The organism is Streptomyces sp. Pv4-95, from assembly GCF_045782725.1.
Taxonomy (GTDB): Bacteria; Actinomycetota; Actinomycetes; order Streptomycetales; family Streptomycetaceae; genus Streptomyces.
In genome coordinates, this window is the sequence record NZ_CP127172.1 from 2105519 (window position 1) to 2121900 (window position 16382).

The window sequence follows — 16382 nt, forward strand, 5'->3', positions numbered from 1 at the left end:
CCCACGGGTCCGCGATAGCCGAGGCAGGAGGGCATCCGGGTGCGGGGACGACGCCCCCGGACCAGAGGCGGACCACTCCCCGACGCACCGACAAACAGGGGCGAACGACGCAGCCGCGCGACGCCCCTCATGACCACCACCTCCCCGCATTCATCTCATATCTGAGATACGGTCGAGTTATGGCAGACGACTACCTCGTACGCATCGGCAGGCTCATCCGCGACGCCCGGCAACATCGTGGCTGGACACAGACGCAGCTTGCCGAGGCGCTCGGCACCAGTCAGAGTGCGGTGAACCGCATCGAGCGCGGGAACCAGAACATCAGCCTTGAGATGATCGCGCGCATCGGCGAAGCCCTCGACAGCGAGATCGTCTCGCTCGGTTACGCCGGCCCGATGCATCTGCGCGTGGTCGGCGGACGCCGCCTGTCCGGCAGCATCGCCGTCAAGACGAGCAAGAACGCCTGCGTGGCGCTGCTTTGCGCGACCCTCCTCAACTCCGGCCGGACAACTCTGCGCCGGGTGGCCCGGATCGAGGAGGTCTACCGCATCCTCGAAGTGCTCGCCAGCATCGGCGTGCGGACCCGGTGGATCAACGGCGGCAACGATCTGGAGATCGTCCCCCCGGCCGAGTTGAACCTCGACGCCATGGACACCGACGCGGCCCGCCGCACCCGCAGCGTCATCATGTTCCTCGGTCCGCTGCTGCACCGGATGGACCACTTCAAGCTGCCGTACGCGGGTGGTTGCGACCTCGGCACCCGTACCGTCACCCCGCACATGACAGCGCTGCGGCACTTCGGCCTGGAGATCACCGCGACCGACGGCACCTACCTCGGCCAGGTCGACCGCAGCGTCTCCCCCAAGCGCGCGATCGTGCTGACCGAGCGCGGCGACACCGTCACCGAGAACGCGCTGCTGGCCGCCGCCCGGCACGACGGCGTCACGGTCATCCGCAACGCCTCCTCCAACTACATGGTCCAGGACCTGTGCTTCTTCCTGGAGGAGCTGGGCGTCCGGGTCGACGGCATCGGCACCACCACGCTCACCGTGCACGGCGTCGCGCACATCGACCGCGACGTGGACTACGCGCCGTCCGAGGACCCGGTCGAGGCGATGAGCCTGCTGGCGGCGGCAGTTGTCACCGAGTCGGAACTGACGATCCGCCGGGTGCCGGTGGAGTTCCTGGAGATCGAGCTGGCCGTCCTGGAGGAGATGGGCCTGGACCACGAGCGAAGCGCCGAGTACGCCGCCGACAACGGCCGCACCCGGCTTCTCGACCTGACGGTCCGGCCCTCCAAACTCCAGGCCCCGCTGGACAAGATCCACCCGATGCCCTTCCCGGGCCTCAACATCGACAATGTCCCCTTCTTCGCGGCCATCGCGGCCAGCGCCCAGGGGCAGACCCTCATCCACGACTGGGTCTACGACAACCGCGCCATCTACCTCACCGACCTCAACCGCCTCGGCGCGCAGGTCAAACTCCTCGACCCGCACCGCGTCCTGGTCGACGGCCCCACCCGCTGGCGCTCCTCGGAAATGATGTGCCCCCCGGCCCTGCGCCCGGCCGTCGTCGTCCTGCTGGCCATGATGGCCGCCGAGGGCACCTCGGTCCTGCGCAACGTCTATGTCATCAACCGGGGTTACGAGGACCTGGCGGAGCGGCTCAACTCGATCGGCGCACAGATCGAGATCTTCCGGGACATCTGAGAGACGGCTCAGCGGGGCTCGGCCACGGTGCCGCGTACGACGAGTCGGGGAGTCAGGACGACCTCGCAGGGGTCGGTGCGGCCCCGGTCGAGGCGTTCCACGGCGGCGGCCACCGCGTACCGCGCCTGCTCCTCGGCTCCCTGACTGACCGCGGTCAGGCCTAAGCAGCTCAGCCGGGAGGCGCGTTCACCGGCGGCTGCCTCGGTGGTGTCGCCGCGCAGAATCCTGATGTGCGTGCTCAGGCCGGGGGCGGGGGACATCGTCCATAGCGTTCGCGTGGGTCATGCGGGACCGTGGCGAGCGGCACCGGCAATGCAGCGAACGGGACGGTTTCTCAGCAGAGTTGCAGTCTCTGCCCCCCCTGTCAGCCCTGCTCGGGAGTGAGGACGACGAACTCCGCGCCGGAGGGATCGGTGCACACGGCCAGTCGGCCGACGCCCTCGGCGGTCTCCGGGCCCATGGACAGGGCGCCGCCGTTCTCCTTCACCTGGGCGACGGTGGCGTCGCAGTCCGCGGAGCCGAATACCGGGTGCCAATACGGCTTCCCGCCGGAGCCGAACATCTCCGGGACCCCCATGATGCCGCCGTGCATCCGCTCCTCGCCGCAGTTCGCGGGCGTGACCAGCGTGTAGGCGCCCCCGCCGCCGGGCAGCGGCATGTCCTGGGTCGTCCAGCCGAAGATGCCCTTGTAGAACGTCTGCGCGGCGGGCGAGTCGGAGGTGTACAGCTCGATCCAGCCGAGGCTGCCGGGGCCGTCCGTCTCCTCGACTCCTCCCAGGTCACCGGGCTGCCAGACGGCGAACCTCGCCCCCTGCGGGTCCGTGAGCTGGGCGAACCGTCCGTCATTCGCTCCGACCGGGGTGGGCGGCACACGGACCGCGCCACCGGCCTTCTGGACCGCCTTGACCGTGGCGTCCGCGTCGGGGGTGTGGAAGTAGATGGTCCAGGCGGAGCGGTCGCCCTCGTCGGTGAGCGGGCCCACCGCACCGACCACCTTGCCGTCGAGTCGGAAGACGGAGTAGCTGCCCGCGTCACCGTCACCGAACGGCGACGCCTGCCAGCCGAAGACCGCGCCGTAGAAGGCAGCTGCCGCCTCGACGTCCGGGGCACCCAGATCGAGCCAGCACGGGGAGCCGGGTACGGGGTCAGTAGTGATCATGACGATTCCCTTCGCGGATCCGCTCTGGATTTCAGCCTGACATCCACCACTGACAATCGCCCGTCGACCCGATTCGTTGTCCGTCCCCCTGCTTGCTAGCCTGACGCGCGCTCGTCAAGAATTGACGGAGCACACCGCCCGCCACTTCAGTGCGCGGGCGCTCACCAGCGGCCGTGCCGGCCGCTCTCTCGGGGGAGAACACGACGTGAATCGTCGCCATGTGCGTGCTGTTGCCGTTTTCGGGATCGTGGTCGTCGCGCTGACGGGCGCGCGGCATTCACACGGCGGGGGGTGCGGCAGCAGCCACTCCAGCAGTAGCAGCAGCAGTGGCGGCTACAGCAGCTCAAGCGGTGGCTACAGCAGCTCCGGCAGCACCACCAGCAGCGGCACCACCGGCTCGCCGACGGCGGGCTCGACCACGGCGCCGGAGTCGGACATCAGCATCACCGACTGCAAGGTCGACAGCTCCGCCGGCACGCTGAGCGCCCAACTGAGCGTGCGGAACGGCAACAGCACGGGCTCCGCGTCCTACAGCGGCACCGTGGACTTCACGGACGGCACCGGCCGCACCTTCGGCAGCGCGATGATCTCCTCCCTCCGGGTGTCCGCCGGTCAGACCATGCCCACGACCGTCACCGGCACCTTCATCACGAGCAACGACCAGGCGCCCAGCGCGGGCAAGTGCAAGCTCGGCCGGGTCTACAAGAGCAACAGCTGACCACCCACGGCACACGAGCACGGCCCTCCGGCGCGGCAGTGGAGCTGGAGGCCGGGGGGACCGTTCACCGTGCGGTCCGGTACAGCTCCTTGGCGATGACCGAGCGCTGCACCTCGGTGGCGCCCTCGTAGATGCGCGGGGCACGCACCTCGCGATAGAGATGCTCCAGGAGGTGGCCCCGGCGCAGCGCCCGCGCGCCGTGGATCTGGACCGCGGCGTCGACGACGTACTGCGCGGTCTCGGTCGCCAGCAGCTTGGCCATGGCCGCGCGGCGGGCGATGTCCGGGTCCGCCCGGTCGTACGCCGACGCGGCCGCGTACACCAGCAGCCGGGCGGATTCGACACGGGTGGCCATCTCCGCGAGCTGGTGGCCGACGGACTGCAGGTCCTTCAGCGGTCCGCCGAACGCCGTGCGCGCGCCCGCGTGCGCCAGCGCAGCGTCCAGGGCCGCCTGCGCCATACCGACCGCGAAGGCGCCCACACTCGGCCGGAAGAGGTTCAGCGTCCGCATCGCGACGCCGAAGCCGTGGTCGACCTCGCCGAGAACGTCCGCGCGGGTCACCGGCACCCCGTCGAAGACGAGCGTGCCGATGGGGTGCGGGCTGAGCATGTCCAGGTGCTCGCCGCTGAGGCCGGGCCGGTCGGCGGGCACCAGGAACGCGGTGACGCCCCGGGCGCCCGCACCGCCCCCGGTACGGGCGAAGACGGTGGCGAAGTCGGCCTCCGGGGCGTTGGAGATCCAGCACTTCTCACCGGTCAGCCGCCAGCTGTCCTGGCCGTCCGCTTCCGCGGCCAGGGCCAGGGCCGCGGCGTCGGAGCCCGCGCCCGGCTCGCTCAGCGCGAAGGCCGCGACGGCGCGCCCCGCGGTGACCTCCGGCATCCAGCGGGCGCGCTGCTCCGCGGTGCCGGACTGCACGATCGGGGACGCCCCCAACCCCTGCAGCGCCAGCGCCGTCTCCGCCTCGGTGCACTCCTGCGCGAGGGATTCCCGCAGCAGGCAGAGATCCAGGGCGCGCACGTCGTTGTCAGCGGGGAACAGGCGGCGCAGCAGGCCCAGTTCGCCCAGCGCGGCGACCAGCGGGCGGTTGATCCTGCCCTCCTCGCCCTGCTCGGCAAGGGGGCGCAGTTTCTCCGCCGTGAGCGCGCGCAGTTCGGCGCACCATTCCTGTTCGTCCGGTCCCAGCGCGAATGCGGTCACGAGGCGACTCCCTGCTAGCGGGCCTTCTATCGCGATCTGTTGACTGCCGTCACGAACACGTTACGCTGACGACGGATCCGAACGGCAGCCCTCACGCCCTATCCGACCGGTTTCCGCACCGCCCGGCCGGCCTCCGCACCCGACCTGACCGCGCTCTGCGAACCGGTCTCCACGGTCCCTCATCCCTCTCCCGGCCGCTCGTCGGCCACCTCCCGCAGGCGGTACTCGGACTCACCCACCAAGGGGGCGCACCCGCCATGGAGCTACGGTCCTCAGCCCACGCCGACACCTTCGCCCGCGACCGGCTGCCGCCCCACGACCAGTGGCCGCACCTCACCGACCTGGGCTACCCCGACCGGCTGAACTGCGGCGCGGAGCTGCTGGACGGCACCATCGCGCGGCTGGGCCCGGACCGGCCCGCGTTCCACGACGCGAGCGGCCTGGTGTGGACGTACGGGCGGCTGCGCGAGCAGGTCGATGCGATCGCCCACGCGCTCACCGGGCGCCTGGGGGTCCTGCCCGGCAACCGCGTGCTGCTGCGCGGCCCGACCACGCCCTGGCTCGCCGCCTGCTGGCTGGCGGTGATGAAGGCGGGGGCGGTCGCGGTGACCGTGCTGGCCGCGCAGCGCCCGGACGAGCTCGCCACCATCTGCCGGCTCGCCGAGGTGCGGCACGCGCTGTGCGACGCCCGTTCCGTCGAGGATCTCGTCAAGGCCGAGGTTCCCGGTCTGGCGGTGACGGCCTACGGCGGGGACGGCCCGGACGACCTCCGCCACCTCGCGCAGCCCGGCACCGCGCCGTACCCGGCCGTCGCGACCTCCGCCGACGACGTGGCGCTGATCGCCTTCACCTCGGGCACCACCGGCCGCCCCAAGGGCTGTATGCACTTCCACCGCGATGTCCTGGCGATCGCCGACACCTTCTCGGCGCAGGTGCTGCGACCGAGCCCGGACGACGTGTTCGCGGGCAGTCCGCCGCTCGGCTTCACCTTCGGCCTGGGCGGCCTGGTGATCTTTCCGCTGCGGGCCGGCGCCTCGGCCCTCCTCGCCGACTGGGGCGGGCCCGACCGGCTGCTGTCGGACATCGCGAAGCACCGCATCTCGGTGCTCTTCACCGCGCCGACCGCCTACCGCGCCATGCTGCCCCAACTCGGCGCGCATGACGTCTCCTCACTGCGCCGGTGTGTGTCGGCCGGCGAGAACCTGCCCGCCACGACGTGGCAGTCCTGGTACGACGCGACCGGTCTGCGGATCATCAACGGCATCGGCGCCACGGAGCTGCTGCACATCTTCATCTCCGCCGCCGATGACGCGATCCGGCCCGGCACGACCGGGCTGCCGGTTCCCGGTTTCCGGGCGCGCGTCGTGGGACCGGACGGGGAGACCCTTCCGGACGGCGAACCGGGCCTGCTCGCCGTCCGCGGCCCGACCGGCTGCCGCTACCTCGCGGACACCCGGCAGGCGGAGTATGTGCGGGACGGCTGGAACATCACCGGTGACACCTACGTCCGGGAGCCCGACGGCTACTTCCGCTATGTCGCCCGCGCCGACGACATGATCATCTCGGCGGGCTACAACATCGCCGGCCCTGAGGTGGAGGACGCCCTGCTCCGGCACCCCGACGTGACCGAGGCCGCGGTGGTCGGGCGGACCGACGAGAGCCGCGGGCAGGTGGTCGTCGCGCATGTGGTCCTCCGGGCGGGCGTCCCCGAGGGCGCGGACACGGTCGCCGCGCTGCGCGCCTTCACCAAGTCCGTTATCGCACCCTACAAATGCCCGCGCGAGATCGTCTTCCACACTTCCCTGCCACGCACCCCCACCGGCAAGCTCCAGCGCTTCCGCCTGCGCTGACGGCTCCGCCGACGGCTCTAGAGTGACCCGGTGAGCGACCAGCAAGCGCAGCGCACCCCACGGTCCCTGATCGTCACGTTCTACGGCGCCTACGGGCGCGGTGAGCCGGACGGACCGGGTGGCACGGCCGGCCCCGTACCGGTCGCCGCCCTGATCCGGCTGCTCGGCGTGCTCGGGGTCGATCCGCCGTCGGTGCGCTCCGCCGTCTCCCGCCTCAAGCGCCGCGGCCTGCTCGTCCCGGAGCGCACCGCCAACGGCGCGGCCGCGTACGGCCTCTCCGGCACCGCGCGCCAGCTCCTGGAGGACGGTGACCGGCGGATCTACGGCCGACCCGCCGCCCGGCTCTCCGACGGCTGGGTGCTCGCGGTGTTCTCCGTACCCGAGGAGGAGCGGCACAAGCGGCACCAACTGCGCTCCCGGCTGGCCCGCCTCGGCTTCGGCACCGCCGCACCAGGAGTGTGGATCGCCCCGGCGCATCTGTACGAGGAGACCCGGCACGCCCTGGACCGCCTGCAACTCGCGTCCTACGTCGACCTGTTCACCGGGGCCCACGCGGGCTTCGAGCCGACCGCGCGGGCGGTGGCCCGGTGGTGGGACCTGGACGCCATCGCCGCGCAGCACCGGGCCTTCCTCGCGGAGCAGGAACCGGTGCTGCGGCAGTGGTCGCGGCGGCGCACGGTGCCCCCCGAGGCCGCCTACCGCGACTACCTGCTGGCGCTCGACGCCTGGCGCCGCCTCCCCTACGCGGACCCTGGCCTGCCCTCTCCCCTCCTGCCGGAGGACTGGCCGGGTGGCCGCGCGGCGGACGTCTTCGGCCGGCTGCACAGCAAGCTGCGGGCGGCGGGCGCCCGTTACGCGCACGAGGCGCGGGCCGAGCCGCAGCAGCCCCCCGGCGGCTGCGACCGACCGTAGCGCCTCAGCGCCTGCGCTGGCCGGCACCCACCGCGACGGCCGGACGCGGCCGGGCGGCGGCGATGACGGACACCACATCCTTGAAGGAGCCGCACATGCGGGTGCCGGCGACGGCGGCCAGCTCACCGAAGGTGCCGACCCCGTAGGTGACGGCGACCGGCGCCATCCGCGCGGTCACCGCCATCCGCATGTCCCCCACGGTGTCCCCTACATAGGCGCTCTCCCACGCGGCGACGCCCAGCCGGCCCGCGGCGCGCAGCACCATCTCCGGGTGCGGCTTGCCGCGGCGCACCATGTCCTGCCCGACGACCGGGCCGACGAGGTCACGGATGCCCATGACGTCGAGCAGCGCCTCGGCGCTGCGGGTGGTCTTGGACGTGGCGACGGCCAGTTCCACGCCGTGTGCGCGCAGCGCGGACAGGCCCGCGGTGACGCCGGGGAAGAGCAGCTGCGGCCCCTGGCACAGGACTTCGTAGGAGAACAGCTCGCGGTAGCGGGCGATGGCGGCCTGCACCCGGCCGTCGTCCTCGGGCCTGCCCAGCAGCCGGCCGAACGCGGGGCCGGGCGGTTTGCCGATGGCGTGCGCCGCCTGCCGGGCCGTCACCGAGCATCCCTGCTCCGAGGCCACCTTGACCAGCAGCTTGCTGATAGCGGGAAGGGTGTTGGCGAGCGTGCCGTCGAGATCGAAGACAGCGGCCTTGATCGTCTCACCGCCGGCGCCCCGCGCGCCTCTGACAGGACGTTCGCCGACTTCCGCTGTTACGCGCATGGCTGGAGACCTTTCCGGATTCCGATGGATGCAGTGGCTCGGGTGACGTTGCTGGCTCGGCATGTTCGGGCGGCCCGCGGTCGATGACATTGGGAGGCAGAGGCGGTCTCGCCAGGGCGCACCACTGTCCAAGGGCGGTGCGTGACCGTCGAGGCGGTGGCAACGGAGGTGGATCCTCCCGTTTACCGCCTGCGGAGATTTAAAAACCGCCTGCGCTGTTTGTCAATGTGCCTTTGTCACACGCTGACGGGTCGACATCGCTCTTCATCCAGGCCAGACTGGTTACGCACGCGCCTCGGGGCCGACCAACCCCGCGCGGGGGCCGGGACGGTGACTTCGCGACACCTGGCAGCAGATCCAGCCATTCAACCCGAGCATAGCGAACCGCATGGTTGGTTTTCTATGTAGACTGCATGGGAGCTCGCAGCCGTACTAGAGACGGGACGGACACCGTGCCTACGCAGCATCGCGCCATTCAGAGCCGCCAGGCGCTCATCCGCTCGGCCGCCGAGACCTTCCTGGAGAAGGGAGTTCCCGCCTCGGGCATGGTGGAGATCAGCAGGCGGGCCCGCCTGAGCAAGGGGGCGCTGTACTTCCACTTCACGTCGAAGGACGACCTCACCCTGGCGGTGCGCGATGCCGCCCTGGCGACCCTGCAAGAGGTCGAGGACGCCCTCACCCGCTCGACGCAGCCCCTCGCCACCGCCGTACGCGACTTCGCCGTCGAACTCTTTAGCCGGGTGCAGTCCGACGCGGTGCTCCGCGCCGGACTGCGACTGCGCCCGGAGACAGCGCCGGGCCTCGGCATCTACGCACTGGAGCAGCGCTGGTACGCCCTGTTCCTCGACAAGGCGATGACCTGCCCGGCCGGCGACCGCATCGGCCCCGGAGCCGCCGCAGGACCGACCGGCCCCCAGGCGTCCGACACCGAACCGCGGCGCACCGCCCAGCTGCTGACCTCGATCGTGGTGGGCCTGCTGCACCTCGGCGGCGAGGACGGCACGTGGTGGGAGGAGGAGTCGGTGGCCGGTCTGTGGGGGCTGCTGTCCGGCGCACCGGAGGACATGGTGCCGGCCGGCATCCCGGCGCCCGTCCACCTCCCCGCCGGCTGAGCCCCCCGCTCCGGGCGGCCCGCCCCGCGGCGCCCGGCGGCTCCGCCGCCCGGCCTCACAACTCCACCAGCACCGCCCCGATGTGGCGTCCCTGCGTCAATTCGCACAGCGCTCGCGGCGCCTGCGCGATGCCCCGCAGCAGCGCGTGCGGGAAGACCAGATCACCCTCCCGCAGGCCCCGCCCGAATACCTTCGTCCACTCCTGAGGGAGGTCCGGGTGAGCGTGCAGCCCGAAGCCGCGCAGCGCCACCCGGCGGGTGATGATCAGCCCGGCGTCCAGCGCGACCGGGGCGGCCACCCCACCGTCCCCGCCGAGCTGGCTGGAGAGCGCCCCCACCAACGCGAAGCGGGCATCCGGGCGGGCCAGGGCCAGCGCGGCCGTGAGCTGCTCACCGCCCACGGTGTCCAGCAGGACGTCGACACCGTCCGGGGCCGCGCGATGCAGCTGTGCCTCGATGGGGCCCGCACCGCGCACGATGGTGTCGTCGTAGCCCAGCTCCGCGCGCAGCCGGGCCGCCTTGCGCTCGGAACCGGTGCTGCCGACGACGCGTCCGGCGCCCAGCCGCCTCGCGATCTGGCCGGCCAGGCTGCCCACGCCGCCGGCCGCGCCGGTGACGAACACCGTGTCCCCCGGCCGGATCTCCGCAGCCCGGTGCAGGGCGCCCCATGCGGTGGGGCCCTGCGACAGGTGGGCACCGAGAGCCGGCAGCGCGTCGGGGTCGATGCGCCGGGCCTTCGACTCGTCGACCGCCGCGAACTCCCGCCATCCGTACGGGTGATGAACCAGGTCGCCGACTTCGAGGTCTCCACCGGCCGCCGCCACGACCTCGCCGATCGCCGCGCCCCACAGGGCCTCGCCCGGCTCGAAGGACGGTATGGGGAGCCGCATCCCCGTCATCTGCGTCCGCATCACCGCGGTGACGGCCATCATGCGGTTGCGCACCAGCACCTGCCCGGCCTCCGGTTCAGGCACCGGGACCTCGGTCACGTCGAAGTGCCGCAGGGACAGTTCCCCTTCGGCGCGGGACATGAGCCGGATCTCCCGGTGCGTGGCGGGGACGGCTGTGAGGGACATCGAACAGCTCCTAGCACTCTCGGTGACATGGCCTCGCGCCACGCCGCCGAACCGGCTTCGCCATTCAATACCGCATGGTTGGCTTCTTTATGATGCGGAAATAGACTGCGCGGCCACGGGCGGCGGGTCGCACTCAGGCACAACAACTCCAAGAGAGCATACGGAGGATGATCGGTGGTCAAGCAGGAACGCGCAGTGCGTACGCGACGCGCCGTCCTCGAAGCAGCGGCCCACGTCATCGGCACCCGCGGATACCAGGCCGCCACGATGGCCGAGATCATCCAGCGCGCCGGGGTGACCAAGGGAGCCGTCTACTTCCACTTCACCTCCAAGGACGCCTTGGCCCGCGCGGTCATCACGGAACAGACCGACCCCTTCCTCCCGCCGGTCAGCGAATCCCGGCTGCAGGACGCCATCGACTTCACCCACCAGGTGGCGCTGGCGCTGCGCAGCGACCCGTTATTGCAGGCAGGGACGCGTATCGCGGTCGAGACGACCTTCAGCGAGGACCCACTGGTCCCCTATCAGGCGTGGACCGACATCATCACCACGATGTTCACCGAGGCACGGGACAACGGTGAACTCCTGTCGGCCGTGGTGCCGGACCGGGCGGCGGAGTTCTTCGTCGCCGCCTACATGGGCGTGCAGCTGTTCTCCCGGGCCGCGACCAACCGCGCCGATCTGCCGGAGCGGGTCACCGCCCTGTGGAAGCACACGTTGCCGGGACTCGCATCGCCCGGCGCGCTGAGCCACCTCGACCCGCACGGCCGCTGCGTCAACCTGATCGCCTGACTCCTCCGCCTCCGCCCTGACGGCGTACGGTCCGCCCGGCACTGGAAAACAAACCACATGGTTCGTATCTTTGGTGGCGCACCGCCGTTATCGATGCTCCGCCCGCAAGGGCCCGGGCATCGAGAGCTGCCCATCCGAAGGGACCCCACATGGCCAGCGCCACCCTTACATCGCACACCACACTCCATCGGCATGCCGAGTGCGCACGCCGGTCCGCCCCCGGAAACCGACCACCGGAACTCACCACGACGGTGCCCCGTGAGTACGTCCACCGCACCGCCGTCTCGGAGGTGTTCCTGACCAACTGGCGCCGCGAGGGCGCCGGTTGCTGGACGGTGAGCGCGCAGTGGCCACGGGCGCACAGCTTCTACGGCCCGGTGAACGGGCTGCACGATCCGATGCTGGTGATAGAGACCGTGCGGCAGGCCGGGATATTACTGAGCCACGTCGCGCACAACGTGCCCCTGGACCACCCGATCATCTGGCAGCGCGTCCGCTGCGACCTGTCGCCACAGGCTCTGCGGACCGCCGAGACCCCGGCGGAGGTGACCCTGCACGTCACCGACCACGAGGTGGTCCGGCGAGGGAAGCGGCTGATCAGCGCGCGCCAGGAATTCCGCATCCGGTGTGACGGCGCCGACCTGGCCATCGCCGCGCTCGACTTCTCCTGCCACAGCCCCGCCGTCTACCGCCGGCTGCGCGGCGAATACAGCAACCTGGCACTCGCCAACGCGCGCAAGCTGCCGGTCCCCGAGGCGGTGGCACCGCAGGTCGTCGCCCGGGACCGCACCCGTGATGTGGTTCTTTCCCCGACGAGCCGCCCCGATCACTGGCAGTTGCGGGTGGACACCTCGCACCCGGTGCTCTTCGACCACCCCGTGGACCACGCTCCCGGCATGCTGATGGTCGAGGCCGCCCGGCAGGCCGCCCAGGCCGCGACGCCCGGCTTCGCGCTGCCCATCACTTTGGAGTGCGCCTTCGAGCGGTACGCGGAGATGGACGCGCCGTCCTGGGTCCGGGCGCGGACCACCGCACGCGGCGACGACGGACGGCGGCAGGTCGACGTCGACATCGAGCAGCACGCCAGGCAGGTTCTCTCGGCACAGATCACCAGCGTGCCGGCGCCCTGACGGAGCCGCGACGCGACAGCGGCCGGTCGACGCCGGATCAGCGCCGGGACCTTTCGCACCGACGTACCACCCGCTGACCGCGCGCCCCGGCGGCTCCTTCGCCGCCCCTCCCGCGATACGGCCCCGCCCCGCTGCTTCGGCCTCCCCGTCACCGCAGCGTGAGGCGGGGCTTCGGCGCGTCGGTACGTCCGGTGGGCGGGGTGCGGCTGCCCGCCCCATAGGGCAGCGGCCAGGGCGCGCCGGGGCCGGTGTAGCCCTGTTCCGCGGCGGCGTGCAGGGTCCAGTGCGGGTCGTACAGATGGGGCCTGGCCAGCGCACACAGGTCCGCGCGCCCGGCCAGGACAAGGGAGTTGACGTCGTCCCAGGAGGAGATGGCGCCGACCGCGATCACCGGCACGCCGAGGGTGTTGCGGATACGGTCCGCGAACGGCGTCTGGTACGACCGGCCGAAGTCGGGGCGCTCGTCGGCAACGACCTGCCCGGTGGAGACGTCGATGGCGTCGGCGCCGTGCGCGGCGAAGGCCGCGGCGATGTCCACCGCGTCGTCTGCGGTGGTGCCGCCGTCCGCCCAGTCGGTCGCGGAGATACGGACCGTCATCGGACGCCCGGCCGGCCACACCGCGCGGACCGCGTCGAAGACCTCCAGGGGGAAGCGCAACCGGCCCGTCAGGTCACCGCCGTAGGCGTCGGTGCGGTGGTTGGTGAGCGGGGAGAGGAAGCCGGAGAGCAGATAGCCGTGCGCACAGTGCAGTTCGAGCAGATCGAAGCCGGCGCGGGCGGCGGAGGCTGCGGACGCCACGAACTGATCGCGTACGGCCCTGAGCTCCGGCCCGGTCAGTGCGTGGGGGACCTGGTTGACGCCCGGCCGGTAGGGCAGCGCGGAGGGGGCCACGACGGGCCAGTTGGCGTCCTGGAGGGGCTGGTCGATACCGTCCCACATCAGCCTGGTGGAGCCCTTGCGGCCGGAGTGGCCGAGCTGCACTCCGATGGCGGTGCCGGGGGCGGAGTGGTGCACGAAGTCCGTCACCCGCCGCCAGGCGTCTTCATGATCCGGCCGGTACAGCCCCGTACAGCCCGGGGTAATGCGCCCCTCGGCGCTGACACACACCATCTCCGTCATCACCAGCCCCGCGCCGCCCAGCGCACGGGCGCCCAGATGAACGAGGTGGAAGTCCCCCGGTGTGCCGTCGCCGTCCGCCGAGTACATGTCCATCGGCGACACCACGACCCGGTTGCGCAGGGTCAGATCGCCCAGCCGGAACGGTGTGAACATGGGCGGCGTACCGGCCGGGATCCCCGCTTCCTTCGCCACGGACGCCACGAACTCCCCGTCGCGCAGCCGGAGGTTGTCGTGGGTGACGCGGCGGCTGCGGGTCAGGAGGTTGAAGGCGAACTGGTGGGGTGGCTGCGCGGCGTAGGTCCCGAGCTCCTCGAACCAGGCGAGGCTGGCGCGTGCGGCCCGCTGGGTGGAGGCGACGACGGGCCGGCGCTCGGCCTCGTACGCGGCGAGCGCCTCGGGCAGACCTCCCTGCTCCTCCAGGCAGGCGGCGAGCGCCAGCGCGTCCTCGACGGCGAGCTTGGTGCCGGAGCCGATGGAGAAGTGCGCGGTGTGCGCGGCGTCCCCGAGCAGCACGATCCTGCCGTGCGACCAGCGTTCATTGACGACCGTGCTGAAGGCGATCCAACTGGAGTTGTTGGACCGCAGCGGACGGCCGCGCAGGGCGTCGGAGAACAGCCGGGCACACCAGGCGGCGGAGGCGCGCTCATCGCAGCGGTCCAGCCCGGCCGCCCGCCAGACCTCTTCACGCATCTCGACGATGACCGTGCTGGCGCCGGGCGTGGGCGCGGAGTCTCCGCCGGCGGGGGCGGTGAGGGGGCCGCTCGATCCTGTCGTGGATCCGGCGTCGGGGCCGGTGCCTGACGCGGGTCCGGTGTGGTCGGGGGCCGCGGGCGTCCTCGCGTACGGGTAGCCGTGCAGCTGGGCGATTCCGTGCCCGGTCTCTGCGGTCTCGAACCGGAAGGCGTCGAAGGCGAAGTCGGCGGACAGCCAGATGTAGCGGCAGCGGTGGGTGGTCAGCTGCGGGCGGAAGACGTCGGCATGGGTGGTGCGGGTGGTGCTGTGCACGCCGTCGGCGGCGATCACCAGGTCGTGGTCGCGGGCGAGTTCGGCGGCGGGCGGCGCCTCGGTCCGGAAGATCAGCCGTACGCCCAGGGAACGACAGCGCTCGTGGAGGAGCGCGAGCAGCCGGCGGCGTCCGAGCGCGGCGAAGCCGTGACCACCGGAGGTCAGGGTCCGGCCGCGGTGCACGATGTCGATGTCGTCCCAGCGGACGAACTCCTCCTGCAGCGCGCGGTAGATGACCGGATCGGCGTGCTCGATGCCGCCGAGGGTCTCGTCGGAGAGCACGACGCCGAAGCCGAAGGTGTCGTCGGGGGCGTTGCGCTCCCAGACCGTGATCTCACGGTCCGGGTCGAGGCGTTTGAGCAGGGCGGCGGCGTAGAGACCGCCGGGGCCGCCCCCCAGGACGGCGACCTTCAGCGCGGACCGGCCGCGCACGCCGGGCCCGGGGGGTGCCGGCCGCTCCTCGGTCGGCGCGGCCACCGCTATTTCCCCTGCCACTTGGGGGTCCGCTTCTCGGTGAACGCGGCGTGGAACTCGGCGTAGTCGGAGCTGTTCATCAGCAGCGCCTGAGTTGCGGCGTCCATCTCCACCGCCGCGGCCAGCGGCATGTCGAGCTCCGCGGTGAGCAGCGCCTTGGTCTGCGCGTACGCGAGCGCGGGGCCGTCGGCGAGCCGCCGGGCGAGTGCCGCGGCCGCCTCGTCGGCCTGCCCCTCGTCGGCCAACTCGCTGATCAGGCCGAGCCGTTCGGCCTCCGGAGCGCGCACGGCGTCGCCCAGCATCAGCAGCCGGGTGGCATGCCCGAGCCCGATGACGCGGGGCAGGAGGTAGGCCGCGCCCATGTCGCCGCCGGAGAGCCCCACCTTGGTGAAGAGGAAGGCGAAGCGGGCCGAGGGGTCGGCCACCCGGAAGTCCGCGGCCAGCGCCAGCACCGCCCCGGCCCCGGCCGCCACACCATGGACGGCCGCGATCACCGGGAAGGGGCATTCGCGCAGCGCGCGGACGACCTGGCCGGTCATCCGGTTGAAGTCCAGCAACCGGTCGGTGTCCATTCCGAGTGTGGCGCCGATGATCTCCTCGACGTCGCCGCCGGAACAGAACCCGCGGCCCTCCCCACTGAGGACAAGGGCACGGGCCGAGCGTTCCCTGGACAGCTCCGCGAGCAGGTCGCGGAGGTCGGCGTATGCCTCGAAGGTGAGCGCATTGAGCTTCTCCGGACGCGCCAGGGTGACGGTCACGATGCCGTCGTCCCTGGTCACACGGATGTGCTCCCATGCGCTCGTGCTGCGGGCGGATCCTGCGAACGGGCTCATTGGGCTGCCTGCCCCCTTCAGCCGGACGGCTGGTGCCTGCGTATGGCTGCGATGCCTGGGCTTTCCCGTACGAACCGGCGCGTGCCGTGCCACCGGCTCCTGCTGCCCTTCGAAGTTATCACTGGTTCGTGACTGTCGTCACGAGGGCGCGATATCGGACGGAGGGAGTGAGAGGTGGGGTGGGGGAAGGTGGGCCGGTGGACCTGGGGGGGCGCTGGCAGTGGGAGCGCTCGGGAGGCGTTTTGGCGCGCGGGGGCGCGTAGGGGCACGCGTGGGTTGCGGTGACGGGGGTGAGGGCGGGGGCCGGACTCAGCGCCGGGGACGGCGCGCCGCGCCGGCACCCGCCCCGCAGGTGCCTGGTGCGCCTGGGCGGGCGGGGCCCGCTGCGGACCGGCTGCTCGATGGGGGGCGGGAGCCCTCGGGGGCGCCGCCCGAGGGCTGTCGGCCTGCGCAGGCGGGCCTGCTCACGCGGGCCTGCGCCTAGTAGGGACGCGGGCGGCGGGCTACTCACCGTCTCCTGCCAGGG

General features: G+C 71.9%; 14 protein-coding genes. 7 read left to right on the plus strand and 7 right to left on the minus strand.

The genetic code is table 11. The annotated features are described in order from the left end of the window. Window positions 1-179 precede the first annotated feature (179 nt). Window positions 180-1709, plus strand: a complete 1530-nt coding sequence (locus QOM21_RS09430; protein WP_407549302.1) for a helix-turn-helix domain-containing protein — start codon at window positions 180-182, stop codon at window positions 1707-1709. Between the two features lie 8 nt (window positions 1710-1717). On the opposite strand, the gene QOM21_RS09435 is transcribed toward QOM21_RS09430, so the two are convergent. Together QOM21_RS09435 and QOM21_RS09440 are read right to left on the minus strand one after the other, a co-directional pair. Further along, window positions 1718-1969 (minus strand): substrate-binding domain-containing protein, encoded by a 252-nt coding sequence (locus tag QOM21_RS09435; RefSeq protein ID WP_407549303.1) that lies wholly within the window; start codon window positions 1967-1969, stop codon window positions 1718-1720. A gap of 104 nt (window positions 1970-2073) precedes the next feature. After that, window positions 2074-2868: a VOC family protein gene (locus QOM21_RS09440; RefSeq protein WP_407549304.1), complete on the minus strand. Its 795-nt coding sequence runs from the start codon at window positions 2866-2868 to the stop codon at window positions 2074-2076. 220 nt (window positions 2869-3088) lie between these two features. On the opposite strand from QOM21_RS09440, the gene QOM21_RS09445 reads away from it, so the two are divergent. Then, entirely contained in the window at window positions 3089-3586 is a 498-nt protein-coding gene (locus QOM21_RS09445) for a hypothetical protein (protein ID WP_407549305.1), read from the plus strand. A gap of 64 nt (window positions 3587-3650) precedes the next feature. Here QOM21_RS09445 and QOM21_RS09450 read toward each other — a convergent pair whose 3' ends face one another. Continuing rightward, on the minus strand, window positions 3651-4784 hold the full coding sequence (locus tag QOM21_RS09450; protein ID WP_407549306.1) for an acyl-CoA dehydrogenase family protein: 1134 nt from the start codon (window positions 4782-4784) through the stop codon (window positions 3651-3653). Between the two features lie 257 nt (window positions 4785-5041). Here QOM21_RS09450 and QOM21_RS09455 point away from each other — a divergent pair, with 257 nt between their 5' ends. Both QOM21_RS09455 and QOM21_RS09460 read left to right on the plus strand, forming a co-directional pair. Next, a complete protein-coding gene (locus tag QOM21_RS09455) occupies window positions 5042-6634 on the plus strand; it encodes an AMP-binding protein (protein ID WP_407549307.1) in 1593 nt (530 codons plus the stop codon). A 30-nt stretch (window positions 6635-6664) separates the two neighbouring features. Then, window positions 6665-7546 carry a PaaX family transcriptional regulator C-terminal domain-containing protein gene (locus QOM21_RS09460; RefSeq protein WP_407549308.1) on the plus strand — a complete coding sequence of 294 codons (882 nt, stop codon included), beginning with the start codon at window positions 6665-6667 and terminating at the stop codon, window positions 7544-7546. A gap of 4 nt (window positions 7547-7550) precedes the next feature. On the opposite strand, the gene QOM21_RS09465 is transcribed toward QOM21_RS09460, so the two are convergent. Further along, window positions 7551-8315 (minus strand): HAD family hydrolase, encoded by a 765-nt coding sequence (locus QOM21_RS09465; protein WP_407549309.1) that lies wholly within the window; start codon window positions 8313-8315, stop codon window positions 7551-7553. Window positions 8316-8767: 452 nt separating this feature from the next. Between QOM21_RS09465 and QOM21_RS09470 the strand changes: the two genes are divergently transcribed. After that, window positions 8768-9427, plus strand: a complete 660-nt coding sequence (locus tag QOM21_RS09470; RefSeq protein WP_407549310.1) for a TetR family transcriptional regulator — start codon at window positions 8768-8770, stop codon at window positions 9425-9427. 55 nt (window positions 9428-9482) lie between these two features. Here QOM21_RS09470 and QOM21_RS09475 read toward each other — a convergent pair whose 3' ends face one another. Next, complete coding sequence (locus QOM21_RS09475; RefSeq protein WP_407549311.1) at window positions 9483-10502, minus strand: MDR family NADP-dependent oxidoreductase; 1020 nt, start codon at window positions 10500-10502, stop codon at window positions 9483-9485. Window positions 10503-10697: 195 nt separating this feature from the next. Here QOM21_RS09475 and QOM21_RS09480 point away from each other — a divergent pair, with 195 nt between their 5' ends. Next, the gene (locus tag QOM21_RS09480; RefSeq protein ID WP_407549312.1) at window positions 10698-11294 is read left to right on the plus strand and encodes a ScbR family autoregulator-binding transcription factor; all 597 of its coding nucleotides are present in this window, start codon (window positions 10698-10700) and stop codon (window positions 11292-11294) included. Between the two features lie 149 nt (window positions 11295-11443). Then, window positions 11444-12424 carry a ScbA/BarX family gamma-butyrolactone biosynthesis protein gene (locus QOM21_RS09485; protein WP_407549313.1) on the plus strand — a complete coding sequence of 327 codons (981 nt, stop codon included), beginning with the start codon at window positions 11444-11446 and terminating at the stop codon, window positions 12422-12424. A gap of 148 nt (window positions 12425-12572) precedes the next feature. Here QOM21_RS09485 and QOM21_RS09490 read toward each other — a convergent pair whose 3' ends face one another. Beyond that, on the minus strand, window positions 12573-15044 hold the full coding sequence (locus tag QOM21_RS09490) for an FAD-dependent monooxygenase (protein ID WP_407549314.1): 2472 nt from the start codon (window positions 15042-15044) through the stop codon (window positions 12573-12575). Further along, on the minus strand, window positions 15029-15856 hold the full coding sequence (locus QOM21_RS09495) for an enoyl-CoA hydratase family protein (protein ID WP_407549315.1): 828 nt from the start codon (window positions 15854-15856) through the stop codon (window positions 15029-15031). The genes QOM21_RS09490 and QOM21_RS09495 overlap by 16 nt, the downstream gene beginning before the upstream one ends. Window positions 15857-16382 lie beyond the last annotated feature (526 nt).

What these genes read in the sequence shown, in the direction of transcription:
- QOM21_RS09495 (WP_407549315.1), bottom strand. Translation starts at nt 15,856, where the DNA reads ATGAGCCCGTTCGCAGGATCCGCCCGCAGCACGAGCGCATGGGAGCAC.
- QOM21_RS09485 (WP_407549313.1), top strand. Translation starts at nt 11,444, where the DNA reads ATGGCCAGCGCCACCCTTACATCGCACACCACACTCCATCGGCATGCC.
- QOM21_RS09465 (WP_407549309.1), bottom strand. Translation starts at nt 8,315, where the DNA reads ATGCGCGTAACAGCGGAAGTCGGCGAACGTCCTGTCAGAGGCGCGCGG.
- QOM21_RS09475 (WP_407549311.1), bottom strand. Translation starts at nt 10,502, where the DNA reads ATGTCCCTCACAGCCGTCCCCGCCACGCACCGGGAGATCCGGCTCATG.
- QOM21_RS09455 (WP_407549307.1), top strand. Translation starts at nt 5,042, where the DNA reads ATGGAGCTACGGTCCTCAGCCCACGCCGACACCTTCGCCCGCGACCGG.
- QOM21_RS09440 (WP_407549304.1), bottom strand. Translation starts at nt 2,868, where the DNA reads ATGATCACTACTGACCCCGTACCCGGCTCCCCGTGCTGGCTCGATCTG.
- QOM21_RS09435 (WP_407549303.1), bottom strand. Translation starts at nt 1,969, where the DNA reads ATGTCCCCCGCCCCCGGCCTGAGCACGCACATCAGGATTCTGCGCGGC.
- QOM21_RS09430 (WP_407549302.1), top strand. Translation starts at nt 180, where the DNA reads ATGGCAGACGACTACCTCGTACGCATCGGCAGGCTCATCCGCGACGCC.